Below are 25,395 nucleotides of genomic sequence, written 5' to 3' on the forward strand. Positions count from 1 at the left end.
TCGCACAATTTGCCCCTTTGAGTTGATTCAAGCGGTTTTATTGCGGTGCAGCATGAGTTATCCCCCCGTTCGTGCCCATGACGCGAAGTCATCTCGCGTTCATGACGCCGCGTGCGCCGGTTTCCCCAGAGCCGGCGTCGCGGCCGGGGATGCGGTCAACGACCCGCATTCTCGGCGAGCCGGCCTGCGCGTCGCCCCCACGGCGCGCAAGGAGGCCCACTCCCCCCGGGCGACGACGCTCCTGCCGCCGTCCGGGGTTTTCCCGCCGATCCCGCTTTTCCAGCCGGCCCCTTCGCGCGCATCACGTCGCGCGCATCCCGTCGCGCGCGCCCCGTCGCGCGCCCCCTCGCATCGGGGCGCCCTGCGCGCCGCTCAGCGCAGCCCGTCCTCGCCGGTCACGTCCCGGGCCTCCAGCCCGCCCATGCGGCTGTGGACCCGACCGCCCTCGGCCATGACCAGGGCGAACAGGATTTCGCCGGCCCGCGGCCCGTCGGGCAGCCCCACTTCCATCGCGTCGAAATGCGACCGCACATAGGCCGCGTTCACATGGCCCAGCGGCACGTCCAGCCGCGCGCCCATGCCCCCGACCTTCATCGCCGAGGGCACGATGGCCCGGGAGGGGGTCACCAGCCCGCGCATCGCGTAGCCGCCGGGGACGTGCCACAGCGCGCCGTGCTCGATCTCGCCGCCCTCGCCGACGATGGCGCCCTTGCCATAGGCGTCCACCTTGCCCGGGCCGCCCATGGCCTCGACCAGGCGCCGGGCCATCATCTCGCCCAGCGGCTCAAGGGCCTCCATGGCGGGCTGAAGCTCCGGCGCGAAGGTCCCGGCGAAGGGGTTGGCGACGACGGCCAGCATGGCGGCGCGGCGGCGCGGGGTTTCCGGGGCCGGTCCGCCCTCGTGAAAGATCTCCTCGACGATCAGGGCGGTGCGGCGGATGGGGAACTGGGTGGTCATGGCTTGGGTCTCTCCTCCCTTGGCCCCGCCAGGCGCGGGGCGCCCGCGATGCGGGTCCGGCCTGCGAGGGTCAGCGCGGCGGCCTCGACCAGGCCGCGCGCGCGCATGTCTTCGGCGACGGACAGGCCGGCGTCCAGCGCCGCCTCCGCCTCGTCCGGGGTCAGCGGGCCGACGCCGAGCGTCACCAGCCGGTCGCCGAGGTCGCTGTCGGGGGCCTCGGCGCGGGCCGGGCCGCGTCGGATGGCGGGGTGGCCCGGCAGGTCCACCGCGTTGGCGATCAGCGTCGCGGCGACGTCGGCGGCGGCGGCGGTGCGGGCCAGGACCGTCACCGCGTCGGCGATGCCCAGCGAATGGCTGCGCCCCCGCCAGCCCGAGGTCGCCACGCCGCGCGCCGCATCCCCGGCCCGGATCTCGGCCCGCCCGCCGGTCACGCCGTCGGGGGCGCCCAGCGCCACGCGCATCGCCGCGCCGGGGGCGAGCCAGATGGCCGCGTCGCCGCCATTGTTCGCATAGGCCCGGGTCAGGGACCGCCCCGCGGTCATCGCCGCCAGCACCTCATCGGCCACGGCCCCGGCGACGGCGGCCATCGGCGTCACGAAGCGCTCCGCATGGGGCAGGCAGGCCGCCAGCATCCGCCCGGCGACCGGACCGGAGAGCGCCGGGGGCGCGGCGTGCGGGAGCGGCGCGCGCAGGCGCGGCAGCTCCGCCACCAGCGCGTCGAGCACCGAGGCGAAGCGGGCCTCCGCCTGCGCCAGCGCCGCGCGGATCTCCGGCTCCGGCCCGAAGGCCTCGACCACAAGGTCGATGGGTCCGTGATGCAGGTGCATCCGGCGGCCGTCCGGCAGCATCGCCGCCTGCGCGCGCCAGCCGGGCCCCGCGGTCCCCGCGGGCGCGGACGCCGGGACCACGGCCGGGGCCGGGGCCGAAGGGCTCAGCGCCGCCGCGGCCATGTCATGCCCGGCCCGCGCCCGGGCTCGACCCCGAGCCCCCGGGTCGCGCCCCCGTATTCGCCGCCCCTCGCCAGCACGTCCTCGACCGAGCGGATCGCGCCCATATGCCCCCCCATCCCGGCATAGGCCTCACGCGGGAGGGTGAATTCCAGCGGCGCCACCAGCGCCGGCGTGGGCACATAGCCGAAGGCGCGCTCGGGCAGGTCCATCACGTCGGCCATCAGCGTGATGCCCCCGCCCGGCCAGATCCAGACCGGAGCGCCGGCGCAGGTCACCCGCGTCTCGCCGGCCTGCACCGATCGCGTCAGCCGCACCGGGTTGCCGGTCACGCCCGCCCGCAGGCTCCCCCCGGCGCCGCCGACGAACAGCACCGTGGTCAGCGCCGGCTCGCAATTCTCCTCGATCACCTGGACCGGACCGCGCAGCGCCTCGGGCAGCGGCGCGGGGCGCGGGACCAGATCCTCGTCCAGCACGTAGAACCCGTGCTGCTCCCCGGTGGTGGAGACCATCAGCAGCCGCAGCCCGGGCCGCGCGCCCTTCTTGGGGTTCCACGCGCCCAGGATCTCCAGCGGGTCGTCGATATCGGCCCCGCCCCAGCCCTTGCCCGGCTCCGCCACCCGGAAATACCGGCCGGGGGTGGAGCGGCGGCCCTTGATGCGGATGCCGGTGTCGGGCCAGCCGATCTCCTTGCCCGCCTGGTGCTCGGAGACGACGCCGGTGATGTGGTCGTCCACCACCACCACCTCGTCCGCCAGCCCCTGCCACTGGGTCGCGAACATGCCGATGGTGGCCGAGCCGCAGCCGACCCGCATCCGCGTCTCCTCCACCCCGTCCACGATCGGCGGGCGCCCGGCCTGGGCGATCACCGTCGCCCCGCCGTCGATGGTCAGTTTCACCGCCTCGCGGTTGCACAGGCGCAGGAGGGTGTCGCAGGTCACCCGGCCCTCGCGCTTCTCGCCCCCGGTCAGGTGGCGCACGCCGCCGAGGCTGAGCATCTGGGAGCCGTATTCGGCCGTGGTCACATGGCCCACCGGCTCGCCGTCGGCGCGGACCATGGCGGTTTCGTCGCCCAGGTGGCGGTCGGTGTCGATCTTCAGCTTGACCCCGCAATAGGAGAAGATCGCCTCGGTCACCACCGTCACCAGGTCCGCGTCCGCCACCTGGCGGGAGACGATGAAGGGCGCGGGCTTGTAATCCGGATAGGTGGTCCCCGCGCCCAGCCCGGTGACGAACCGGCGGGCGTCGGGGGCGGGCGCGCCGTCCCATGGCGCGTCGAGGAAGGGCGTCACCGCCGCCCCCGCCTCCAGCGCCGCATCGAGCACGGTGAGCGGGTCGCAGCGCACGATCTTCCCGCCCTCGTTGGCGTAGCGGTCGCAGGCGCCGGTCCTGCCCTCGGCCACGTAGCACATGACCGGGCAGGCGTCGCAGCGGATCTTTTCGGGCGCGGCCCGCGGGGTTCTGGGATCGGGTCCGTCCATCACGCGGTCTCCCGGCTGGGGGTCGGGGCGGCCTGGCGCCCGGTCGCCCCGCCGCGCGGGCGGAGGCTCCAAGCTCTCGGGCGGGTGGTCGCGCGGCTCCCTCGGCAGGCCGTCATGGCGCCCCCCCCTCGGCCTTCGCGCGGTCGATCGCGGCCAGCACCCGGTGCGGCAGCGCCGGAACCCGGGTGATCCGCGCGCCCGAGGCGTGGCGGATCGCGTTCAGGATCGCCGGCGCGGTCGGGATCAGCGCATGCTCCCCCAGGCCCCGCGCGCCGAACGGCCCCTCGGGGTCCGGCGTCTCCAGCAGGATCGAGCGGATCTCGGGCATGTCCGAGGTGGTGGGGATCAGGTAGTCGTGCAGGTTCTCGGTGCGGCCGGGGATGAACTCCTCCATCAGCGCGAGACCCAGCCCCTGCGCCACCCCGCCCTCGATCTGGCCCTCGGCCAGCATCGGGTTGATGACCCGGCCGAGGTCATGGGCCGCGACCAGCCGCGTGACCTTCACGGTCCCCAGCGCCATGTCCACCGCCACCTCCGCTACCTGCGCGCCATAGCCGTAGACGGCGTAGGGAACCCCCTGCCCGTCCGCATCCAGCGGCGTGGTCGGCGGATCGTAGCGCGCTTCGGCCATCAGCGCGTAGCCCTGCGCCGCGGCCTCGGGCGCGGGCGCCAGGGCGGAGAGGTCCAGCGCCCGCGTCTCCCCCCGCTCGGTCCCTTCGATGCCGCCCGGCGTCGCGCGCAGCCGCGCGCCCTCGCCCATGTTCAGCAGCCGCAGCACCTGCGCCCGCAGCGCCGCGCCCGCGCCCTGCGCCGCGCGGCCGGTCACATAGGTCTGGCGCGAGGCCGAGGTCTTCCCGCAATCCGGCGTCAGCGCGGTGTCCGGCCCGATCAGGAGCATCGCCTCGGGCGCGACCCCCAGCGCCTCGGCGCAGATCTGGGTGATGACGGTGTTCGAGCCCTGCCCGATATCCGTCGCCCCCTGATGCAGCGCGATGCGCCCGTCGCCCCGGATCCCCACCCGCACGGTGGACGGGTTGGGCAGCCCGGTGTTGCCGCAGCCATACCAGCAGGAGGCGACGCCGACCCCATGGCGCAGCGGCCCGCCCCCGGCCACGCCCCCGGCCGCAGCCGCGGCGTTGGCGGCCTCGGCCCGGGCCAGCGCCTCGGCCCAGGGGCCTTCCAGCGCGTCCAGACAGGCGCCGATGCCCACGCCGCGCAGCACCTGCCCGCAGACCGTCGCCTCGCCCTCGCCCAGCGCGTTCAGCCTTCGGAACGCCAGCCGGTCGATGCCCAGCGCCAGCGCCAGGTCGTCGTAAAGCACCTCCTGCACCAGCGCCGCCTGCGGCACGCCGAAGCCGCGGAACGCGCCCGCGGGCGTGCCGTTGGTGTGGATCGCCCACGCCTCGGCCCGGTAATTGGGCGTCCGGTAGGGGCCCGAGGCGTGCACCGGCACCCTGTTCGCCACCGTCGGCCCCCAGCTCGCATAGGCGCCGGTGTTGAAGTCCCCGTCGAAATCCATGCCGGTGATCCGTCCCGAGGCGTCCGCCCCGATCCGCCCCCGCATCCGCGCCGGATGGCGCTTGGTGGTCGAGGCCATGGACTCGCCCCGGCTGAACGCCATCCGGCAGGGCCGCCCCAGCTTCAGCGCCGCCAGCCCCAGCAGCGGCTGCACGGACAGGTCCAGCTTGGCGCCGAAGCCGCCGCCCGCCGCGGCGGGGATGATCCGCACCCGGTCCTTCGGCAGATCCAGAACCAGCGCCACGTCGTCCCGGTCCATCACCGGCGCCTGGGTGCAGGCGGAGATCACCAGCACGTCGCCCTCCATCCAGGCGGCGCCGGCCTCGGGCTCGATATAGGCGTGCTCCACATAGGCGGTCTCGAAGGCCAGCTCGGCCACGGCGGCGGCGGCGGCCAGCCCGGCCTCGGCGTCGCCCCGGCGCACCAGCCCGCGGATCAGCAGGTTGCCCGGCCGGTCCGCATGGACCAGCGCCGCGCCGGGGGCGGCGGCGTCCTCGGGCTCCATCACCGGGGTCTCGGGGCGCCATTCGATGGGAAAGTCGGAAAGGTCGAGCGCCGCCATCGCCTCCGCCTCCCCCGCCACCAGCGCCACCGCCTCGCCGCGGAAACGGGCGCCCAGCGCGGGTTCCGCCAGCGCCGGCTGATCCGCGCAGTCGGGGATCACGCCGAAGCGGTTGCGGCCGGGGATGTCGGCGGCGGTGAAGACGGCGACCAGCCCGGGCCGCGCCGCGATCCAGCCCGCGAGGTCCCCGAAGGCGAACCCCGCGCGGTGATGCGGCGAGCGGACGGCGCGCAGCACCAGGGCCCCCTCGGGCCAGGCATCGGCGCCGAATGCCTCCGTCCCGTCCACCTTGGGACGCCCGTCCAGCCGCTCGATCCGGGCGCCGACAGGCGCGTGGTCGGGGGCCGGGCGGGCGGCGGCGCCGGGCGTCTCGGCATGGGCGGCGCAGACCGCGTCGATGATCTTGGCGTAGCCGGTGCAGCGGCAGAGCACGCCGCCCAGCGCCTCCTCGACCTCCGCGCGCGAGGGCGCGGGCGTCTCGCGCAGCAGGGCCGAGGCGGTCATCAGCATGCCGGGCGTGCAGATCCCGCATTGCGCCGCCCCATGGCGCAGGAAGGCCCGCTGCAGGGCGTTGACCTCCCAGCCGCCAAGGCCGGCGACCGTCGTCACCTCCCGCCCCGCCGCCTGCCCCAGCGGGGTCAGGCAGGCGCAGACCGGCGCCCCGTCCAGCAGCACCGTGCAGGCCCCGCAATCGCCCGCGTCGCAGCCCGATTTCACCCCCCGGACCCCGGCCCCCTCGCGCAGCGCGTCGGACAGGCGGCGGGAGGGATCGGCCTCGATGCGGGCGGGCGCGCCGTCCAGCACCAGTTCGACCGTCGGGACCAGCCCCGGCGCGGAGGCGGCGTCGTCGAGGCTCATGCGGCGGTCTCCCGGAAAGCGGCGGAGGGCTCCAGCGCCGCGACGAGCGCCCGGCGCAGGATCTCGGCGGCGGCGCGACGGCGATAGGCGGCGTCGGCGCGGATGTCGTCGATGGGGGAGACGGCCTCGGCCACGGCCGCGTCGGTCACCGCGGCGGCCAGCGCCTCGGGCAAGGCGTCGCGCCCGGCCAGCGCCGCCTCGATCCCCGGCAGCCGCGTCGCCACCGGCCCGCAGGCCCCCAAGCTCAGCGCGGCGGCGGAGACCCGGCCCCCCGCCACCTCCAGCCGCACCGCCGCCATGGCGATGGAGATCACCAGATGCGCCCGCGCGCCCAGTTTCACGAACGTCCCCCGCCCGGCCAGCCCGGCCGAGGGCAGGATCACCGCGGTCATCAATTCGTCCGCCGCCAGCGCCGTTTCCCGCGGCCCGCGCAGGAAGTCGGACAGCGCCAGCCGCCGGGCGCCGCGGACCGAGGCCAGTTCGACCTCCGCGTCCAGCGTCAGCAGCGGGGGCGCGCCATCGGCGGCGGGCGAGGCGTTGCACAGGTTGCCGCCGATGGTGCCGCGGTTCTGGATCTGGCGCGAGCCGACCAGCCGCGCCGCGGCCTGCAACCCGGCGCAGGCGTCGGGCAGCCTCGCCTCGGCGATCGCGGTCCAGCTGGTCGCGGCGCCGATGCGCAGCCCGTCCGGCCCGCAGACGATCCCCCGCAGCGCGGCGCAGGCGGTCAGGTCCAGCACCGGCCCCGCCAGTTCCCGCCGGGCGGTCAGCGCATAGAGATCCGTGCCCCCGGCCAGCACCGCGCCGGGCGCGGCGCGCAGGGCCAGCGCGCGTTCGAGGCTCTCGGGCCGCTCGTAGCTCATCGGCGTCTCCGGCGGCGGCGCCTGGCTGCCGGGCCCCCGCGAAAGGCGGGGCGCGGGCGCGGGACGGTCCGCCGCGATCGTTTGCGTGCAAACACAGCCTGCGCCCCGCTCCCGCGTCTTGTCAATCGGCGGCGCAGCGCCTCCCCCCGCCGGGCCTGTCAATCCGGCCGCGATTGGGCTAGTCACGACAAAACGGCTTCTCACGGGAGGATGGCTGACGTGGCCATGGCGACGAAAGCGGGCGCGACGCGCGGACCGGCCGAAGCGGCCGCCGGCCCTCGCGGCGCGGGCGACCGGCAGGTCCCGCCGGAGGGGGCGTCCGAAGCTCCCCCCGCCCACCAGCACGCGCGCCGCTCGCTGGGCGAGGCCGCGGACGCCTATCGGCTGGACGCCCAGATCGGCCACCTGCTGCGCCGCGCCAACCAGCGCCACCTGTCGATCTTCTCCGACCGCATCCCCGACCTGACCCCGCGCCAGTTCGCGGCGCTGGCCAAGCTGCATGAGGACGGCCCCGTCAGCCAGAACCAGCTCGGCCGGGCCACGGCCATGGACGCGGCGACCATCAAGGGCGTCATCGACCGACTGGCCAAGCGGGACCTGGTGTCCACCGCCGCCTCGCCCGACGACCGCCGCCGCCTGATCGTCTCGCTCACCGAGGCCGGCGCGGCGCTGTTCGCCGCGCTCGCCGAAGACGCGGTCGCGGCCACCCACGCCACGCTCGCGCCGCTCGATCCCGACGACCGGGCGCAGCTTCTGCGCCTGCTGGTCCGCATCGCCTGATCCCGTCCGCGGCCGCGCGTCCCTCCGGGGGCGCCGCGCCGCCCCTGCCCGGCTCGACCGCATGATCAACATCGCCCAGCGCGTCCACGACCACCAATGGAAGATCGACCCGATCGTCCGCTCGGTCCTCGACACGGATTTCTACAAGCTCCTGATGGCGCAGAGCGTGTTCCGCAACCGCCGCGAGGCGCGTGTGGAATTCTCGCTCATCAACCGCTCCGACGCGGTGCCGCTCGCCCGCCTGATCGACGAGGGCGAACTGCGCGAGCAGCTCGACCATGTGCGCTCGCTCAGCCTCACCCGGGGCGAAAGCACCTGGCTGCGCGGCAACACCTTCTACGGCAAGCGCTGGATGTTCACGCCCGACTTCATGCAGTGGCTGGAGGGGTTCCGCTTTCCCGACTACCACCTGGAGCGCCGCGGCGACCAGTACGAGCTGACCTTCGAAGGCCCGTGGATGGAGGCGATGATGTGGGAGATCCCCGCCCTCGCCATCCTGATGGAGCTCCGCTCCCGCGCCGTGCTGCGCGACATGGGCAAGTTCGAGCTTCAGATCCTCTACGCCCGCGCCATGTCCCGGGTGTGGGAGAAGATCGAGCGCCTGCAGAAGCTTCCCGACCTCGCGGTGGCGGATTTCGGCGCCCGGCGCCGGCATTCCTTCCTGTGGCAGGACTGGTGCGTGCAGGCGATGATCGAGGGGCTGGGCCGGCGCTTCACCGGCACCTCCAACTGCCTGATCGCCATGCGCCAGGACATCGAGGCCATCGGCACCAACGCCCATGAGCTTCCCATGGTCTACTGCGCGCTGGCAGGCGAGGACGACGCGGCCCTCGCCGCCGCCCCCTACCAGGTGCTGGAGGAATGGCAGAAGGACTATGACGGCAACCTGCGCATCGTGTTGCCGGACACCATCGGGTCCAAGGGGTTCTTCGCCAACGCTCCGGAATGGATCGCGCGCTGGACCGGCGTGCGGGTGGATTCCGGCGACCCGTTCGACGCCGCCGAAGCCGCCATCGCCTTCTGGCAGCGTCACGGCCAGGACGTGTCGCAGAAGCGGATCATCTTCTCCGACGGGCTGGACATCGAGCTGATCGAGGCGCTGCACGCCCGCTACGCCGACCGGGTCAAGGTCTCCTATGGCTGGGGCACGCTGCTGACCAACGACTTCCGCGGGCTGGCGCCCGACGACCGGCTGGCGCCGTTCAGCCTGGTGTGCAAGGCGGTTTCGGCGGACGGGCATCCCTGCGTGAAGCTGTCGGACAACCCCAACAAGGCCACCGGCCCGGCCGAGGAGATCGCGCGCTACAAGCGGGTCTTCGGCGTGGGCGAGCAGGCCGCGCGCGACGTGGTGGTCTGAGGGCGGAGGCGCGCCCGCCTCCGCCCCCGAACCTGACGCCGATCCTTCCCCCGGCTTCCCCCCGGTTACTCCCCGCGCGCCCGGCGCCCGCGCGGATCGGCGCCCCGTCCGGGCGCCGCCGGGTGAACTCATCCGCCGCCTCCTCCGCCCGTTCAGGTTGACGTCATGTCACCTGACGTAGCGTGCGGAAAGCCAAGTCATTATTTCTCAATGAGAAAGTGACTTTTCGCACAGGCTCGGGGAGGGCGCGGAACATGGTCTTGCCAATTCTGGGGGCGCTCGGCGCCGCCGTGGTCCCGGCGCTCGCCAGCCGTGGGCTGGATCTTCTGACCGGGGTGTTCTCCGGCGCCGCCGACGCCGGCGTCGAGAAAGTGGCCAAGCTGATCGAGGATCAGACCGGCATCAGGATCGAGGATGTCGCCGAACAGAAGCTCACCGACGCGCAATGGATCCAGCTCAAGGAATTCGAGCTGCGCAACCAGGAGCTTCTGCTCGCCGCCGCCCAGGCCCAGGACCAGGCCGAGATCGAGCGGATGCGAGTCGAGAACGAGGACCGCAAGAACGCCCGCGGCCTGCAACGCCAGGCCCTGAGAACCGAGGACTGGTTCTCCCGCAACTTCATCTATGTCTACGCCCTGCTGATCACCGTGATGACCGGGGCCTTCATCGGCTGGGCCGCGTTCGGTCCGGTCTTCGGCACGGACCCCGACGGCTCCCTGACCGAGGCCGGGCTCGCGCAGTCGCGCATCGTCGACACCGTCCTGGGCTTCCTGCTCGGGGTCACGCTCTCGGCGATCATCCAGTTCTTCTTCGGCTCCTCCCAGGGCTCCAGCCGCAAGGGCGCCGCGATCGAGCGCCTGCTGGAGGAGAACACGGCCCTCAAGGGCTCCGGCTCGGGGGGCAAGTGATGGGTCTGCTCGACGAACAGGACCGGTTCCTGACCGACATGTCCCGGCTGATCGGCCGCGCCCATGACCTCGGCTTCGTGGTCACGGGGGGCGAGCTTTACCGCACCATCGAGCAGCAGCGCATCCACATGCGCGAGGGCCGCTCCAGGACGCTCAACAGCCAGCACATGAAGCGGCTGGCCATCGACCTCAACTTCTTCGTGCGCGACGGGGACGATCTGGACCTGTGCTACGACAAGGAAGTGTTGCAGGCCCTGGGCGACTACTGGGAGAGCCTGGATCCCGCCAACGCCTGGGGCGGCAACTGGTCGAGCTTCAAGGACACCCCGCATTTCGAACGGCGCGAGGGCGTGACCGCCCGCCCCGGGCCCGTCGCGGGAACCGTGCTGGCCCCCGCCGCGGGGGCCGTCCCGCCGCCGCGCCCCGCCACCGTGCCGATGACGGCGGGGGAGATCGCGGCCGGCGCCCCCTCCCCCGCCCCCGTGATCCCGCAGGTTCCGCTGCCGCCCGCGGGCTCCATGACCACCCTGCTGTCGGCCGAGGTCGGGCCCAAGCGCCCCAACCGCCGCGACGACGTGGAGACGGTGCAGCTTCTGCTCAACTACACCGCCGAGGACGGGCGCATCACGCTGGACGCGCCGCTCAAGCCCGACGGGATCTACGGGGAGAAGACCCGCGAGGGCATCGTCGCCGCCCAGACCGCGCTGCTGGGGATGGAGGAGCCGGACTCGGTCGTCACCCCCGGCGCCGGCACGGAACGGGCGTTGCGCATGAGCGTGAAGCCGGTGTTCTCCGCGCGGCTCCTGCGCCTCGCGATGCTGGCCGCGGCGGATGCGAAGGTGGAGCTTTTCCGCGACCCGATCGCCAAGTGCTTCGCGGATTTCGACCTGACCACGCCCCTGCGCCAGGCGCATTTCCTCGCCCAGATCGGGCATGAAAGCGGCGAGCTGCGCTTCCAGGAGGAGATCGCCTCGGGCGCCGCCTATGAGGGCCGGACGGATCTCGGCAATGTGCGGTCGGGCGACGGCCGGCGGTTCAAGGGCCGCGGGCTGATCCAGCTCACGGGCCGCTTCAACTACGAGAAGTTCTCGGAGGCCGTGGACCGCAAGGACGAGATCATGTCCGAACCCACCCTCGTCGCCGAGGACCTGGAGCTCTGCGTCGGCGTGGCGGGCTGGTACTGGGCGAACCGCGGGCTGAACGGGCCGGCGGACCGGGACGATCTGATGCGGGTGACGAAGATCATCAATGGCGGCGTCAACGGCATCGCCCATCGCCGCCAGCTTCTGGAACGGACCAAGGCGCTTTACGGCCTGGGCTGAGAGGCGCGCGGCGCGACCGGCATCCGCGCCGCCCGCGTAGGGCGGGTGCGAACCCGCCGCCCCCGCCTTGCCACGGACGCGGCCTCCCCGTTCGGCGCGGCGGGCTGGCGCCCGCCCTACGACACTTCGCGGTCGCGCCTTGCGCGCAGCGCATCGGTGGCGGCGGGGTCCACCGCGCCGTCCGCGACCGCCACGCCATAGAGCGCCGCGGCGTCCTTCGCCGACACCCGGCCCAGCCGCACGTCCTCGGCCACCGCCTCCGCGTCCCGCGCGAACGGATCGCCATAACCCCCGCCGCCCGGCGTGCCCACCCGCACCCGGTCGCCGGGGCGCATGGCGATGTCCTGCTCCTTCGACAGGTGCTGCGGGACATGGGAGACGCCGCCCCGCACCACCTCGATGGTGTTGGGCGCCCCGTCCGCCCCGCCCCGCGCGCCCGGAGGCCCGAAGCGGCCGTGATCCATCACGAAGCTCGCCCGCGCCTCGCCGCGCCGCAGCTCGATCTCGTAGTCGAGCCCCAGGCCGCCCCGCGCCGTCCCCGCCCCGCCCGAGCCCTCGCGCAGGGCGTAGCGGCGGAAGAGGATGGGGAACTGCTGCTCCATGATCTCCACCGGCGGGGCCTTGGAAATCCCGATGGTGGAGCAGCCGTTCGACAGCCCGTCCCCCAGCGCCGAGCCGCCATAGCCGCCGCCTGAAAGCTGATACATCACGAAATTCCGCCCCTTGGCCGGGTCCGACCCGCCCAGCCCGAAATTGCCCGACGTGCCCGCCGGCGCCGCCGTCACCTTGTCGGGGATGGCGTTGACCAGCGCGAGGAACACCGCCTCGGCGATGCGCTGGGAGGTCTCGGCGGCGCAACCCGAGACCGGGCGCGGGTAATGGGCGTCGAGGAAGGTGCCCTCGATCCCCCGCACCTCCAGCGGCTCGAACGCGCCGGCGGAAATCGGCACGTCCGGAAAGATGTGGCGCATGGCCAGATAGACCGCCGACAGGGTGGTGGAGCGCACCGAGTTCATCGGCCCCGTGCAGGGCGGCGACGATCCGGCGAAGTCGAAGACCAGCCCGTCGCCCGCCCGCTCCACCGCCAGCCGGATGGCGAGCGGCTCATTCACCACGCCGTCGGAATCCACCCAGGCGGTCGCCTCGAACCGGCCCTCGGGGATGGCGCGGATATGGGCGCGGGTCTGTTCGGCGGCCCGCGCGCGAAGCTCCGCGATCGCCTGCTCCACCACCGCGTCGCCATAGCGGTCCAGCAGTTTCTCCAGCCGCGCGGCGCCCACGTCCAGCGCCGCCGCCTGGGCCTTCACATCGCCGATCCGCTGCTCCGCCACCCGGATGTTGGAGCAGATGATCTGGTAGATCTCCTGGTCCAGAACACCCTTCTTGAACAGCCGCACCGGGGGGAGCCGCAGCCCCTCCTGCTCCACCGACGTGGCCGAGGCGGAGAAGCCCCCCGGCACCGCGCCCCCGGTGTCGGGCCAGTGGCCGGTATTGGACAGCCAGCACCAGATCTTGCCGTCCCGATAGAAGGGGCGCGCGAAGCGCACGTCCATCAGGTGGGTGCCGCCCAGATAGGGGTCGTTGACGATGTAGACGTCGCCCGGCTCCGGCGCCGCGGTGATCCCGGCGCGGATGCGCTCCACCAGCACGCGGGTGCTTTCCTGCATCGCGCCCACGAAGACCGGCAGCCCGTCCGGCCCCTGGGCGATCAGGCTTCCGTCCTCGGCCGAATAGATCCCGTCGGCGCGGTCGTTGGCCTCCGCGATGACGGGAGAGAACGCGGCGCGGGTGAAGGCGAGGTCCATCTCGTCGCAGGTCTGCGACAGGCCGGCCTGGATCACCGACAGGGTGATGGGGTCGAGCGGGGTCATGCCGCGCCTCCGATCTCGATCATCAGGTTGCCGTCCGCATCGCCCCGCGCCGTGCAGCCCGGGTCGATGACCAGCGTGGCGTCCAGCTGCTCCACGATGGCCGGGCCGTCGATCACCGCGTCCCAAGGCAGATGCTCGCGCCGGTAGACCGGCGTGTCGGTCCAGCCGCCGTCGAACCAGACGGGGCGCAGGCCGGTCCGGGCCTCCGCGACCGTCGCGCGGCGGCCCTCGGGGTCGATCAGCAGGGCCAGGTCGATCTCCCGCCGCACCCCGATCACCGAGACGCTGAGGTTCACCAGGCTCGGCCGGATCTCGGGCAAGGACACGCGGAAGCGGTCCCAGTAGGCGCGCTCGAACCGGGCCTGGAGATCCTCGCGGGCCGGCGCCGGGCCATCGAGCGCCACGCGCAGAAGATGGGTCTGGCCGATGAACTGCATGTCGGCGGAGCAGATTGTTTCGATGCGCTCGACCGCCACGCTCTCCTGCGCGATCAGGGCGCGGCCCTCCTCGATGCGGCGGGCGAAAACCGCGTGGACCTCGTCCATGTCGGCGCCGTCCAGCGGCCGGTTGACGGTGTTCACGAAGTCATGGCGCAGGTCGGCGACCACGCAGCCCAGCGCGTTGGTGATGCCCGGGCGGGCGGGGACCAGCACGCGCGGCACGCCCAGCTCGCGCGCCAGCGCCACCGCGTGCAGGGGCCCGGCGCCCCCGAAGGCGAAAAGCGCGAAGTCCCGCGGATCCTCGCCCAGCGACAGCGACACCATGCGGATCGCGCCGGCCATGCGGGCGTTGGCGACGCGGATCACGGCCGACGCGGCCTCCGTCGCGGACAGGCCGAGGGGGGCGCCCAGCTCGGCCTCGAACACCCTCGCCACGTCCTCGATCCGCACGCCGCCCTCGACGGCGTTCAGCCGCGACGGGTCGAGCCGCCCCAGCAGCAGGTTGGCGTCCGAGATCGTCGGCCGCGTCCCGCCCCGCCCGTAGCAGATCGGGCCGGGATCGGCGCCGGCGCTCTCCGGCCCCACTTCCAGCAGGCCCGAGGCGTTGACCCGCGCGATCGACCCGCCCCCTGCCCCCACCGTGCGCACGTCCACCATGGGGACGTGGATCGGCATGGCGTATTCGACCTCGATTTCGTTCGACACCGCCGGCTTGGCGTCGCGGATCAGCGCCACGTCGGTGGAGGTGCCGCCCATGTCATAGGTCAGCAGGTCCGGCGCCCCGGCCCGGCGCCCGGTATAGGCCGCCGCCATGACGCCCGAGGCCGGCCCCGACATCACCGTCTTCGCCGCCTCCCGCGCCACCATCCGGGCCGAGACCATGCCCCCGTTGCCGTTCATCACCAGCAGGTCATGCGCGTAGCCCCGGTCCCGCAGCTCCTCCGCCAGCCGGTCCACATAGCGTTGCAGCAAGGGCTGGACCGAGGCGTTGACCGAGGCCGTCACCCCCCGCTCGAATTCCCGCGATTCCGACAGCAGCGCGTGGCCCAGCGTGACATAGGCGTTGGGCCAGATCTCCGACAGGATCTCGCCCGCCCGGATCTCATGCGCCGGGTTGGCATAGGCGTGGAGGAAATGGACGACGACGGACTCGCAGCCCGCCTCCAGCAGCCGGGCGGCGGCGGCGCGCAGGGCGTCCTCGTCCAGCGGGGTCAGCACGTTCCCCTCGGCGTCCATCCGCTCCGAGACCTCCAGGCGCAGGTCGCGGGGGATGACCGGCGTGAAGCTCCCGGTCATGCCGTAGGCCTGCGGGCGGGTGCGGCGGCCCAGCTCGATGATGTCGCGGAAGCCCTCCGTGGCGATCATGCCGGCGCGGGACAGGCGGCGTTCCAGCACGGCGTTGGTGGTGGCCGTGGTGCCGTGCACGATCAGGTCGACCCCGCCCACGTCGACGCCCGCCTGCTCGAAGGCCGCGAGCACGCCGAAGGCCTGGTTGCGCGGCGTGGTCGGGGCCTTGGCCAGCCGCACGGCCCGCGTCCCCTCGTCCAGCCAGACCAGATCGGTGAAGGTCCCGCCGACATCGACGCCCGCAACCACGCTCATGCACGTCTCTCCTCTCGCGCCGCCCCGGCGGGGCCGCGCCGGGCGCAGGCCCGCTTCATTCGCTCACAAACAAATCCAAGCCCGGTTCGCCCCGCCTGTCCAGCCGCTTTCGCGGGGACCGGGTTCGCGCTCGGAGGTCTCAGACCCCCACATGCGCGTGCAGCAGGGCCGGGTCGTCGCGCAGCGCCTGCGCCTCCACCGTCTCCTTCACCCGGCCGTTGTCGAGGAAGGTCACCCGGTCGGCCACCGACAGCACCGCGTCGGCCCGCTGCTCGACCAGCACGATGGCGACGCCCGCGGCTTTCATCGCGGTCGCCGCCTCGCGGATCAGGGCGATCATCGAGGGCTGGAGCCCCTCCGTCGGCTCGTCCATCAGCAGGACCGAGGGCTCCAGGCACAGCGCGCGGGCCATGGCGAGCATCTGCTGCTCCCCGCCCGAAAGCGTGCCCGCCCGTTGCCGCAGCCGGTCGCGCAGGCGGGGGAACATGTCCAGCATCCGCTCCCGCACCGCCGCGCCCCGGTTGCGGGTCATCAGCCCGATGTCGAGGTTTTCGGCCACGGTCAGTTCCGCGAACAGCCGCCGCCCCTGGGGCACATAGCCCAGGCCCCGGCGCGGGATCTCGTGCGGGGGCAGCCCGACCAGCTCCTCCCCCGCGATCTTCACCGAGCCGCCCGTCGGCGGAACCAGCCCCATGATCGCCTTCATGGCCGTGGTCTTGCCCGCCCCGTTGCGGCCCATGACGCAGAGGATCTCCCCCGCCCCGACCGAAAGGCTCACCCCGCGCAGCACCTGCACCTTGCCGTATCCGGCGTCGAGCCCGCTGACCTCCAGCATCCTCTCAGCCCCCCAGGTAAGCGCGCTGCACGGCGGCGTCGGCGTGTATCGCGGCCGGGTCGCCCTCGGCCAGCCGGGCGCCCATGTCGAGCACGGTGATCCGGGTCGCCAGCGACATCACCACGTCCATGTTGTGTTCGATCAGCAGGACGGTCGCCTCCGCGGCCACATCGCGGACCAGCGCCTTGAAGCCCTCGATCTCGCCATCCGAAAGCCCCTGCGTGGGCTCGTCGAGGATCAGCAGCCGCGGCCGCTGCGCTAGCCCCATGGCGATCTCCAGCAACCGCTGATGCCCGTAGGACAGATCGCCGGCGGTCTGCCGCGCCCGGCCCGCCAGCCCGACGCGATCAAGCGCGGCCATGGTCTCCGCCTCCAGCCCCTCGCCGCGGGCGAGGCGCCGCTGGACGGCCAGCGCCACGTTGTCGAACAGGCTCAGATTGGCGAAGACCGAGGTGATCTGGAACGTGTAGGCCATGCCCCGCGCCATGCGGGCATGGGCCGGCAGGCGGGTGACGTCCTCGCCCCCGAAGCGGACCCGCCCCTCCGACGGCGGAATGCGGCCCGAGAGCAGGCCGACGAAAGTGGTCTTGCCGGCGCCGTTGGGGCCGATCAGGGCGCGGATCTCGCCCGGGAACAGCTGGAAATCCACATGATCGACAGCGGTGAGGCCCCCGAAGCGGCGGGTGAGACCTTCCGTCTCCAGCAAGGGCCCCGATGCGGCGACAGTCATGGCAGCCACCCCGCCCAGCGTTTGCGCACTTCGCCCAGCAGGCCGGCGGGGGCGAACAGCGTCAGCAGCACCAGCGCCGCGCCCGCCAGCAGCATGTAGGCGTCGGTGAGGCCGGAGCCGAGGTCGATCAGATAGGTCATGAAAGCCGTCCCGATCAGCGGCCCCAGCACCGTCCCCGCCCCGCCCAGCAGCACCCAGAGCAGCGGCAGGATCGAATACTGCACCGAGGCGAAGGTCGCCCCGACATAGCCGAACAGCAGCCCGTAGGCCGCCCCCGCCGCCCCGCACATCGCCCCGGAGGCGACGATGGCCAGCAGCTTGTAGCGCGCCACGTCGTAGCCGAGCATCCGGGCGCGCTCCTCGTTCTCGCGGATCGCCACCAGCACCCGGCCCGCGGGCGAGCGCACCAGGATCAGCGTCGCGATCATCGCCACGGCGAACAGGATCAGCGCCGCGATATAGCGCGCGTCGGCGTCGGCGAGGCTGATCCCGAACAGGCTCCGCGCCTCCTGCGCGATGACGAAGCCCTCGTCGCCGCGGGTGAACTCGTTGAAGTAGAGCAGCGTCAGGAACCCCGCCTGCGCGAACATCAGGGTGACGATCATGAAGGCCACGCCCTGGGTGCGCAGGGCCAGCGCCCCCACCCCCGTCGCCAGAAGCGCGGCGAAGGCGATGCCGAAGGGGAGCGCAACCTCGGCCGACCAGCCCAGATGCTGCATCGGCATCCCCAGCCCGTAGAGCCCCGCGGCGAAGAACAGCGCGTGCCCGAGGCTGAGCAGCCCCGTGTAGCCGAACATCAGATTGTAGCCGAGCGCGAAGGTGGCCAGCGTCAACACGCGGGCCAGCACCCCGTGATGATAGTCCGGCAGCACGAAATGCAGCGCCAGCAGGATCGCCAGCACGAGGGCGTGCAGCCCGACGGGTTTGGCGGCGCCGGTCATGCGGTTTTCGCTCCGAACAGGCCCTGCGGGCGGAACACCAGCACCAGCGCCACCAGCAGCGTGGCGAGGATCTTGGCCAGCGTCGGCGAGAAGAACACCGAGATGACGCCATCCGACATCCCGATCAGCAGCGCGGCCAGCACCGTGCCGCGCAGGCTGCCCAGCCCGCCGATGATGACGACGATGAAGCTCAGCAGCAGCGGATCGCCGCCCATCAGGTAATGCGCCTGCTGGATCGGCACGATCAGCACCGCCGCCGCCGCGGCCAGCGCCGCGCCCAGCGCGAAGGTCCAGGCGTAGACCTTCCCGACCGGGATGCCGAAGGCCTGCGCGGTTTCGCGGTCATATTGCGTGGCGCGCATGATCAGCCCGAAGCGGGATCGCGACAGCACCGCCCAGACCGCCATCAGCAGCGCCGCCGCCGCCACGATGACGAACAGCTTGTAGGAGGTGGTGCCGAACCCCCAGGGCCAGGTCCAGGCGAACCCGTCGGCCCCCCATTCCGGCCACGGCAGCGCGATGCGGGCGTTGAAGGGCGGCTCGACGGGGCGCGCCTCGGGCCCGTAGCCCATCAGGGTCAGCTGCTGGAGGATGTAGAGCAGGCCGATGGTGGCCACGATGGTGCGTTCCGGGTCGTAGCCGACGCGGGCCAGGATGGCCCGGTCCGCCGCCCAGGCCAGCGCGCCCACGGCCGCCGGGGCCAGGACCAGCGCCGCGGCGAAGCCCGCCCAGGCCGGCAGGCCCAGCGCCTCGCCCCCCAGCGCGGACACGAACCAGGCCGCCACCGCGCCCAGCATGAAGAATTCGCCATGGGCCACGTTGACCACGCGCATGACGCCGAACACCAGGCTGAGACCGAGCGCCGTCAGCGACAGGGTCGCCGCCAGCACCGCGCCTTCCAGCGAGGCGAAGACCAGATAGGGGCCGAAATCCAAGGGAGGGCTCGCGAAGTCGGAGGGGGAACGGTCGGAGAGGGCGGCCCTCCCCCGCCGGCGGGAGAGGAGCGGGCGCGAGGCCCGGCCGGAGAACAGACCCCGGCCGGGCGCGGGTCAGGGAGCCCCGATCAGGAAAGCCCGATCAGAAAGGCCCCGAACGAAAAGGCCCCGATCAGAAGGCCCCGATCAGAAGGACTGGGTCGTGTAGTCGACCTCATCCGGGTAGAAGCTGTCCTCGGCCGTGGTCTCGGCCTGCACCACCAGCTTCCCGCCCTCGACCTTCGAGATGTATTGCGGCCCGAACACCTGGTGGGTCTTGCCGTTGAACACCTTGCGGCCCTGGGGGTGTTCATCGCCGAAGGGCATCTCCTCCATCGCCTCGACCGCCTCGATCAGCTTCTGGCGGTCGGCCGTGGTCTGGTAGCCCGCGGCCTCCATGCCCTTCTTCATCACGAAGAGCGTCTCCCAGCAGCCGAACATGTGGGCGAAGGTCGACACGTCCTTGGGGTCCGAGGCCGAGGCCCCGTTGTCGTCCACGCCGACCCGGTCGCGGTAGAACTTCACCGGGTCCGGCGCGTCCGACTGCAGGTAGCGGGGCATCCCCTCCCAGAAATAGGTCCCGTCGAGGAACTCCAGCCCCGGCGAATTCAGGTCCACCGCTTCGAGACTGTCGAGGAAGCCGAAGATCGGCGGGTGCGATGGGCCGAAGAACTCGCCCAGCTCCTTCACGAAGGTCAGCACGCCGGGGCCGACCATGACGTGATAGAGCACCTCGGTCTCCCGCGGGATCTGCGGGAAATACTTGGAATACGAGGTCTCGGTCGGCGGGATCGCGATATGCTTGATGACCTCGGCGCCCTGCGCCTCCATCGCCGCGGTGAAGAAGTCCCGGTGATCGTGGCCGAAGGCGTAATCGGGGAAGATCATCGTGGCCTTCTTGCCGAGGTTCTTCGACACGAAGGGCGCCATGGCCAGCACCTGGCTCTTCACGTCGCAGATGCCCGGCTGGATGGTCCAGCGGTTCAGCGCGCCGGAGGCGACGTGGTGCCCCTCGGAGACCACGAAATAGGGCAGCTTCAGCTCCCCCGCGCGGGGGGCGGAGCCCATGACCACATGGGAGAACAGCGTGCCGAAACCCACGTCGCAGCCGAGCTGGGAGGCGAATTTCTCCACCACCTCGGCGCCGCGCTTGGGGTCGGTGCCGTCATCCTCGGCCACGATCTCCACGGGGCGGCCGTTGATGCCGCCCATCTCGTTGATCAGGTCGGCGGCGGCCAGCGTGGTGCGGTCGTACCAGCGGCCGTAGGCGGCGCCGATGCCGGTGCGATGCACCTGGAAGCCCACCTTGATGGGGGCCGACGACTGCGCCTGGATATAGGGCACGAAGCCCGGCATCGCGCCCAGCCCGGCGCCGGTCGCGCCGGCGGCCGCAAGGCCCTTGAGCGCCGTGCGGCGGCTGATCGCGCCGCCCGCGGCGGTTTTCTTCACCTCGGTCATGTCGGCCATCCCTCCTCGTCGGTCCGCCGGCGGCTCAGCCGGTTTCCTATGCACAGGCTGTATGCGTGCAAACAATATGTCCAGCCTTTTCGCGCGGCGCGCTTCAGGCGCCCGTCGGAGCGGCAAGCAGCCACAGTCCGAACAGGGTGTAAACCACCATGAACAGGGCGAGCGGGAATTGCGAGCGCGCCGCGCGCCGCGGGTCTCCGTCCGCCAGACGCAGCGCCGCGAGATGCGCCACGGCGATGCCCGCGGCGTGCCCCGCCACCACCGCGCCGGCCTGCGCCAGCCAGATCAGCCGCACCGTGTGATACTGGTTGAAGAACGAGGTGGTGACCTGCGCGTGCCCGTAGTCCAGCCCGGTCAGGTCCCAGCCCCGGTCCAGCGGATCGCCCAGCGCGACCAGCAGATACTGGGTCTCGACCAGGGTGGCGGGCAGGTAATGGGCGACGTGATAGCCGGCGACGATGGGGACGAGGCCCAGGGCCAGCGCCTCCAGCGCGCGGGCGATCCCCCGCGCCGGCCGCAGTCCCGCCAGCGCCAGCCCGGCCAGCGTGCAGGCGACGAAGATCGCCGCCATCAGCGCCACGGCGGCGTAAAGGCCGAGCATCGTCTCGGTGCGCACCGCCGAGCGGCCGGGGAACTGCAACGGGTTCACCCCGAGGAAATCCAGCCAGACGAAGGTCTCGTTGAAGCCGTCGAAGCTGCCCGCCCCCAGCGCCGCCACCGCGAAGCCTCCGGCCCCTACGACCAGCCCGGCGCGACCGGCGGCGGCCGGCCCCAGTCCGGGCAGGCGCAGACGCGGCCGCCCGTGCTCGATCCGCAGGGGGGCCAGCGCCGCGAACAGCGACAGCCACAGCCCCAGCCCCTCGATCCGCCGCAGCGCCGGCGCGCCGAACACCAGGCCCAGCGCGAAGATCGCCGCCCAGTAGCCGGCCATGACGCTCGCCACCCGCGCGGGGTCGAGCGGCGCGCGGTCGGCGAGCGCGAAGCTCATGATCGCCAGCCAGCTCGCGACCGCGGGCCAGGCGCCGAGCCTCTCCGGCAGGCGCAGCATGGGGCGGGAGAGCCGCGGGTGCAGCCGGGACGCGAGCCGCAGGGGCCCGGACCATGGGTTGATCGCCCCCCACAGGTTCCCGAACGCCAGTTGCGCCGCGGGCAGGAGCGCGATGACCCCGGTCCACAGCGCCAGGGTGGCGAGGTTGACCAGCGGGTTGCGCGGTCCGAACCAGCCCATCAGGCAAAGCCCCGCGAGGATCGCCGCGCTGAGGAGGCTCAGTCCCGTGCCCAACCCCGCCGCGGAGGGGAGGGCGACCGGCAGGGCCGCCCCCTCGGCCAGCCGCGCCAGACGGTCGCCCCGCACGAAGGCGAGCAGCAGCGCGGTCAGCGCCACCACCGCCGTGCCGGCGGGCGCCCAGATCTCGGTCGGCAGCAGCAGGGCCAGCGCCCGCTCTCCGGTATGGGCGAGGGCCGCGGAAGGGAGCGCCGCGAGCGCGACGGCGAGAGCGAGGGAGCGGGAGAGGGAGAGGGAGAGACGGAGCGGACGCCCCCGCATGCCCCCTCCGCCCGCGCTGGGGATGCGGGGCGATGGGCCCGAGGGCCTGGCGGGGGCGAGGTCATGACAGGACATGCGCGGCATGGGGCCCCCTCGCGCCGCGCGGATCAATGGACGCGACGCCGCGCCTGCGCGGCGCCCCGGCCGTCCGTGCCGGACGGCGCCGCGCGACGACCCGGACGAGGGTGGCCCCGCGGCGCCCGCGCGGCCTTGCAACGACTGCGCTTGCGGCCCCGCGGAAGGCGTCATGCGGCGGCGAAACCGGCGCCGTTTCCGCCCCCCCCCGCGGTCCACCCTGGGAGCGCGAAACACGAGACCCGAAAGCCCCGTCTCGCCCCGCCTCACCTCGCCTCCCCGACCCGCGACGCCGCCGAAGCTCATCCACGCCATCCGTTCCGTCCGCTCGGCCCGCCCGGGAAGCCAGCAACGCCCCCCCATCGCGAACGCCGCGGAGGCCGGCCGCCATCCCGGCCCCTGCAACGCATCGCCCGTCGCGATCCGCGCCACGGATCGGGTTCGTCGCCGGGCCGCGCCGATTTCACCGCCGCCGCGCTGGAAGAACGAACGGCCCGCGGCCCAGGGCGAACGGCGAAGCGGCGGCGCAACTAGGCCTTGCCCGCGCTTGATCCCACGCCGGGCCGCGGGATCGCCTCTCCGCCCCCCTTGTCCCGGCGCCTGAGCCGGCGCGTCAGCCAACCGGCCGCTCGGCGCGCTTGTCCGCGCTCCGGCGGGCGCGGCGCGACGCAGGCCCCGCCCCCGCCGCCTCGCCCCCTCCGCCTCGCCTCCGCCGCCTCGCCCCCGCCGACGCGCTGGTTCGGCGCCGTCCACCTCCGCCCCCGTCACGACCGCCGCCCCGGTTCGCGTCGCGGGCTCGCATCGCCGGCGCCGCCCGCCCCCCTTTCCGCCCGCGCCACGCCTGCGGGCCGCGCGGGCGGCGCCTGGAAATCCACGCCCCCGGCGACGCGCGGCTCCCGTCTCTTGCCGCCCTCGCGACATCCGCCCGCTTGTCCCCCTGGCCCGAATCCCCGAACCTCCCGCCGGGTCGACCTGCCCCCACCCGGCCCGACCCAACCCGCAGCCGCCCCACGAGGATACGCCATGCGCCCCGACAGCCACGCCCTCATCGTCATCGACGCGCAGGTGGATTTCTGCCCCGGCGGCCGCCTCGCCGTCGCGGACGGAGACGCGGTGATGCCGCCGATCAACGCCCTGATGGCCGACTTCCCCTCCGTCGTCCTCTCCCAGGACTGGCACCCGGCCGACCACGCCTCCTTCGCCGACAACCATCCCTGCAAGGCGCCGTTCGAGACCGTCGAGGCCCCCTACGGAACCCAGGTCCTCTGGCCCGCCCATTGCGTGCAGGGGACCGCGGGCGCCGAGTTCCACCCCGCGCTCAACGCCAACCGCGCCGACCTCGTGCTCCGCAAGGGCTTTCGCCCCGGCATCGACAGCTACTCCGCCTTCCAGGAGAACGACCGCGCCACCCCCACCGGCCTCGCCGGCTACCTGCGCGAGCGCGGGCTGACCGACCTGACCTTCGTCGGCCTCGCCACCGATTTCTGCGTGCGCTGGTCGGCGGTGGACGCGGTGGCGTCGGGGTTCCGGGCCTCGGTGATCCTCGACGCCTGCCGGGCCATCGACCTCGACGGCTCCCTCGACGCCGCGCTGGCGGAGATGCGCGGCGCCGGGGTGGAGATCCTCGGATGATCGCGCCCGCCTTCGCCGCCCCCGGCCGCTTCTGGCGGGGCAACCTGCATGCGCATTCCACCCTCTCCGACGGCGCCCTGCCGCCTGGGGAGGTCTGCCGCCGCTACGCCGCCGAGGGCTACGACTTCCTCGCCCTCACCGACCATTTCATCGGCCGGTTCGGCTACCCGATCGCCGACACGAAGCCCTTCCGCTCCAATACCTTCACCACCCTGCTCGGGGCCGAGATCCATTCCGGCGCGATGACCAACGGCGAGCTCTGGCATATCCTCGCGGTCGGCCTGCCGGCCGATTTCGCGCCCGGAGACGCCCCCGGTTTCGTCCCCGTGCCGGGGCAGGAGACGGGGCCCGGGATCGCCGCCCGCGCCCGCGCCGCCGGGGCCTTCGTCGCCATCGCCCATCCGCAATGGTCGGGCCTGACGCTGGAGGACGCGCGGAGCCTCGAAGCCGCCCATGCCGTCGAGGTCTACAACCACGGCTGCTTCGCCGGCGCCGACCGGGCGGACGGGTTCCACATGCTCGACCTGCTGCTCTCCGAGGGGCGGGACCTGTCGGCGGTCGCCACCGATGACAGCCACTTCACCGAGCCCGACCATTTCGGCGGCTGGGTGATGGTGAAGGCCGAGGAGAACAGCCCCGAAGCCCTGCTCGCCGCCCTCAAGCGCGGCGAGCATTATTCCACCCAGGGGCCCGAACTGCGCGGAATCGATGTCGGGAGCGCATCGATCCGGGTGGAGTGCTCGGCCGCCGTCTCGGTGATCGTGCAGGGGGCGGGTTCCGCCGCGCGCGCCGTGCACGGGGAGAGCATGACCCGGGCAGAAATCCCGCTCGGCCGGCTCGAGACCTCTCCCTGGCTGCGGGTGACGGTGGTGGACCGGGCCGGCAAGCGGGCCTGGTCGAACCCGATGCGCCGCGCCGCCTGAGCGCCGCGCGGGCCAAGGGCGGCGGTTCCGCCGGGCGCCCCGGACGCCGCGCCGCGCGGGCGTCCGGGCTCAGCCCTCGGGACGCTCGACGCGCGGCCCGTTTCAGCCGAGGCGGAACAGTTCCCGGAAGGCGGTCATGTCGTCGAAGACGCAGACTTCCGGCGCCCCGATCTCGACCACAGGCAGGGCCGCGATCAGCGCGGCCTCGGCGGCGTCGAGGGCGGCGTCGGTCTCCGCCGCCAGCGCCCCGGTCTCGGGCCAGGCCGTGAGATAGGCCAGCGAGATGTGGAACGGGTAATCCGCGTGGCCCGGCCGATGCGCCAGCCCGGCCCGCGCCGCGATCCGGTCGCGCATGGCGCGCAGGCGGGCGTCCTCCGCCGGGGTCTCGCCTTCCAGCGCCACGCCGAGCCCGCCGGGCGCCGCATAGAGCCCGCGGACCGCCATGCGGAAGGGAAAGGCCTCGCCGGTCTCGAAGCCGCGCAGGCGGTCGGTGATCGCGGCGTCGGCCTCCGGCGCGGGCAGGTCGGGGGAGAGGCCTTCGGGCCAGCGCTCGGGTTCGCGGCGATTGTGGAGGATCAGATCGAACTGGGTCATGTGAAAGGACGAGGCCGGCAGCCAGGCCCAGAACCGCGACAGTCCCGCCGCCGCCAGCCCGTCATGCACCGCGCCCAGCGCCGCGACCGCCGCCGGCGCGCGGACATGGCCGATGACCGTCGCCCCGCCATCGGGCAAGGCGCGCCCCTCCGCATCGAAGCGCTTGCCCAGCCATTGCGGCGGATGCGCCCCGGCGGAAGAGGCCATTCCCGGCG

The 25,395-nt window shown here is 73.2% G+C and carries 20 protein-coding genes; 6 read left to right on the forward strand and 14 right to left on the reverse strand.

Annotated elements, in window-relative coordinates; translation table 11 throughout:
* Window positions 1-372: 372 nt before the first annotated feature.
* From BLV24_RS06465 to BLV24_RS06485, 5 genes are all read right to left on the reverse strand, one after another.
* Complete coding sequence (locus BLV24_RS06465) at window positions 373-957, reverse strand: amino acid synthesis family protein (RefSeq protein ID WP_092680367.1); 585 nt, start codon at window positions 955-957, stop codon at window positions 373-375.
* Complete coding sequence (locus BLV24_RS06470; protein WP_281242887.1) at window positions 954-1,865, reverse strand: UPF0280 family protein; 912 nt, start codon at window positions 1,863-1,865, stop codon at window positions 954-956. The genes BLV24_RS06465 and BLV24_RS06470 overlap by 4 nt, the downstream gene beginning before the upstream one ends.
* Before the next feature lie 23 nt (window positions 1,866-1,888).
* On the reverse strand, window positions 1,889-3,385 hold the full coding sequence (locus BLV24_RS06475) for a 6-hydroxynicotinate reductase (protein WP_092680368.1): 1,497 nt from the start codon (window positions 3,383-3,385) through the stop codon (window positions 1,889-1,891).
* A gap of 112 nt (window positions 3,386-3,497) precedes the next feature.
* Complete coding sequence (locus BLV24_RS06480; protein ID WP_092680369.1) at window positions 3,498-6,323, reverse strand: molybdopterin-dependent oxidoreductase; 2,826 nt, start codon at window positions 6,321-6,323, stop codon at window positions 3,498-3,500.
* Complete coding sequence (locus tag BLV24_RS06485; protein WP_092680370.1) at window positions 6,320-7,183, reverse strand: FAD binding domain-containing protein; 864 nt, start codon at window positions 7,181-7,183, stop codon at window positions 6,320-6,322. The genes BLV24_RS06480 and BLV24_RS06485 overlap by 4 nt, the downstream gene beginning before the upstream one ends.
* A 225-nt stretch (window positions 7,184-7,408) precedes the next feature.
* Here BLV24_RS06485 and BLV24_RS06490 point away from each other — a divergent pair, with 225 nt between their 5' ends.
* From BLV24_RS06490 to BLV24_RS06500, 4 genes are all read left to right on the forward strand, one after another.
* Entirely contained in the window at window positions 7,409-7,963 is a 555-nt protein-coding gene (locus BLV24_RS06490) for a MarR family transcriptional regulator (protein WP_092680371.1), read from the forward strand.
* A 61-nt stretch (window positions 7,964-8,024) separates the two neighbouring features.
* Entirely contained in the window at window positions 8,025-9,320 is a 1,296-nt protein-coding gene (pncB, locus tag BLV24_RS06495; protein ID WP_092680372.1) for a nicotinate phosphoribosyltransferase, read from the forward strand.
* A gap of 254 nt (window positions 9,321-9,574) precedes the next feature.
* Window positions 9,575-10,228, forward strand: coding sequence for a hypothetical protein (locus BLV24_RS21920; RefSeq protein ID WP_176954654.1), 654 nt, complete (start codon window positions 9,575-9,577; stop codon window positions 10,226-10,228).
* Entirely contained in the window at window positions 10,228-11,550 is a 1,323-nt protein-coding gene (locus BLV24_RS06500; protein ID WP_176954655.1) for a M15 family metallopeptidase, read from the forward strand. Before BLV24_RS21920 ends, BLV24_RS06500 begins: the two co-directional genes overlap by 1 nt.
* A gap of 116 nt (window positions 11,551-11,666) precedes the next feature.
* Here the strand turns inward: BLV24_RS06500 and BLV24_RS06505 are convergent, their stop codons facing one another.
* The 8 genes from BLV24_RS06505 to BLV24_RS06540 form a co-directional block, all read right to left on the reverse strand.
* Window positions 11,667-13,421: a hydantoinase B/oxoprolinase family protein gene (locus BLV24_RS06505; protein ID WP_092680374.1), complete on the reverse strand. Its 1,755-nt coding sequence runs from the start codon at window positions 13,419-13,421 to the stop codon at window positions 11,667-11,669.
* On the reverse strand, window positions 13,418-15,463 hold the full coding sequence (locus BLV24_RS06510; RefSeq protein WP_092680375.1) for a hydantoinase/oxoprolinase family protein: 2,046 nt from the start codon (window positions 15,461-15,463) through the stop codon (window positions 13,418-13,420). Before BLV24_RS06510 ends, BLV24_RS06505 begins: the two co-directional genes overlap by 4 nt.
* Window positions 15,464-15,602: 139 nt before the next feature.
* Window positions 15,603-16,298, reverse strand: a complete 696-nt coding sequence (locus tag BLV24_RS06515; protein WP_092680376.1) for an ABC transporter ATP-binding protein — start codon at window positions 16,296-16,298, stop codon at window positions 15,603-15,605.
* Between the two features lie 4 nt (window positions 16,299-16,302).
* Window positions 16,303-17,028 (reverse strand): ABC transporter ATP-binding protein, encoded by a 726-nt coding sequence (locus BLV24_RS06520; RefSeq protein WP_092680377.1) that lies wholly within the window; start codon window positions 17,026-17,028, stop codon window positions 16,303-16,305.
* Window positions 17,025-17,969 (reverse strand): branched-chain amino acid ABC transporter permease, encoded by a 945-nt coding sequence (locus BLV24_RS06525; protein WP_092680378.1) that lies wholly within the window; start codon window positions 17,967-17,969, stop codon window positions 17,025-17,027. The genes BLV24_RS06520 and BLV24_RS06525 overlap by 4 nt, the downstream gene beginning before the upstream one ends.
* Window positions 17,966-18,904 carry a branched-chain amino acid ABC transporter permease gene (locus tag BLV24_RS06530; RefSeq protein ID WP_092680379.1) on the reverse strand — a complete coding sequence of 313 codons (939 nt, stop codon included), beginning with the start codon at window positions 18,902-18,904 and terminating at the stop codon, window positions 17,966-17,968. Before BLV24_RS06530 ends, BLV24_RS06525 begins: the two co-directional genes overlap by 4 nt.
* 186 nt (window positions 18,905-19,090) lie before the next feature.
* Window positions 19,091-20,401 carry an ABC transporter substrate-binding protein gene (locus BLV24_RS06535; RefSeq protein ID WP_092680944.1) on the reverse strand — a complete coding sequence of 437 codons (1,311 nt, stop codon included), beginning with the start codon at window positions 20,399-20,401 and terminating at the stop codon, window positions 19,091-19,093.
* Window positions 20,402-20,504: 103 nt separating this feature from the next.
* Window positions 20,505-21,956, reverse strand: coding sequence for a hypothetical protein (locus BLV24_RS06540; protein ID WP_092680380.1), 1,452 nt, complete (start codon window positions 21,954-21,956; stop codon window positions 20,505-20,507).
* A gap of 1,098 nt (window positions 21,957-23,054) precedes the next feature.
* Between BLV24_RS06540 and pncA the strand changes: the two genes are divergently transcribed.
* Complete coding sequence (gene pncA, locus BLV24_RS06545; protein ID WP_092680381.1) at window positions 23,055-23,663, forward strand: bifunctional nicotinamidase/pyrazinamidase; 609 nt, start codon at window positions 23,055-23,057, stop codon at window positions 23,661-23,663.
* Window positions 23,660-24,586 (forward strand): PHP domain-containing protein, encoded by a 927-nt coding sequence (locus BLV24_RS06550; protein ID WP_092680382.1) that lies wholly within the window; start codon window positions 23,660-23,662, stop codon window positions 24,584-24,586. The genes pncA and BLV24_RS06550 overlap by 4 nt, the downstream gene beginning before the upstream one ends.
* 102 nt (window positions 24,587-24,688) lie before the next feature.
* Here the strand turns inward: BLV24_RS06550 and BLV24_RS06555 are convergent, their stop codons facing one another.
* The gene (locus tag BLV24_RS06555) at window positions 24,689-25,387 is read right to left on the reverse strand and encodes a DUF1868 domain-containing protein (protein WP_143040240.1); all 699 of its coding nucleotides are present in this window, start codon (window positions 25,385-25,387) and stop codon (window positions 24,689-24,691) included.
* Between the last annotated feature and the right edge of the window lie 8 nt (window positions 25,388-25,395).

The sequence above is a fragment of the Albimonas donghaensis genome (genome assembly GCF_900106695.1).
GTDB classification, from domain to species: domain Bacteria; phylum Pseudomonadota; class Alphaproteobacteria; order Rhodobacterales; family Rhodobacteraceae; genus Albimonas; species Albimonas donghaensis.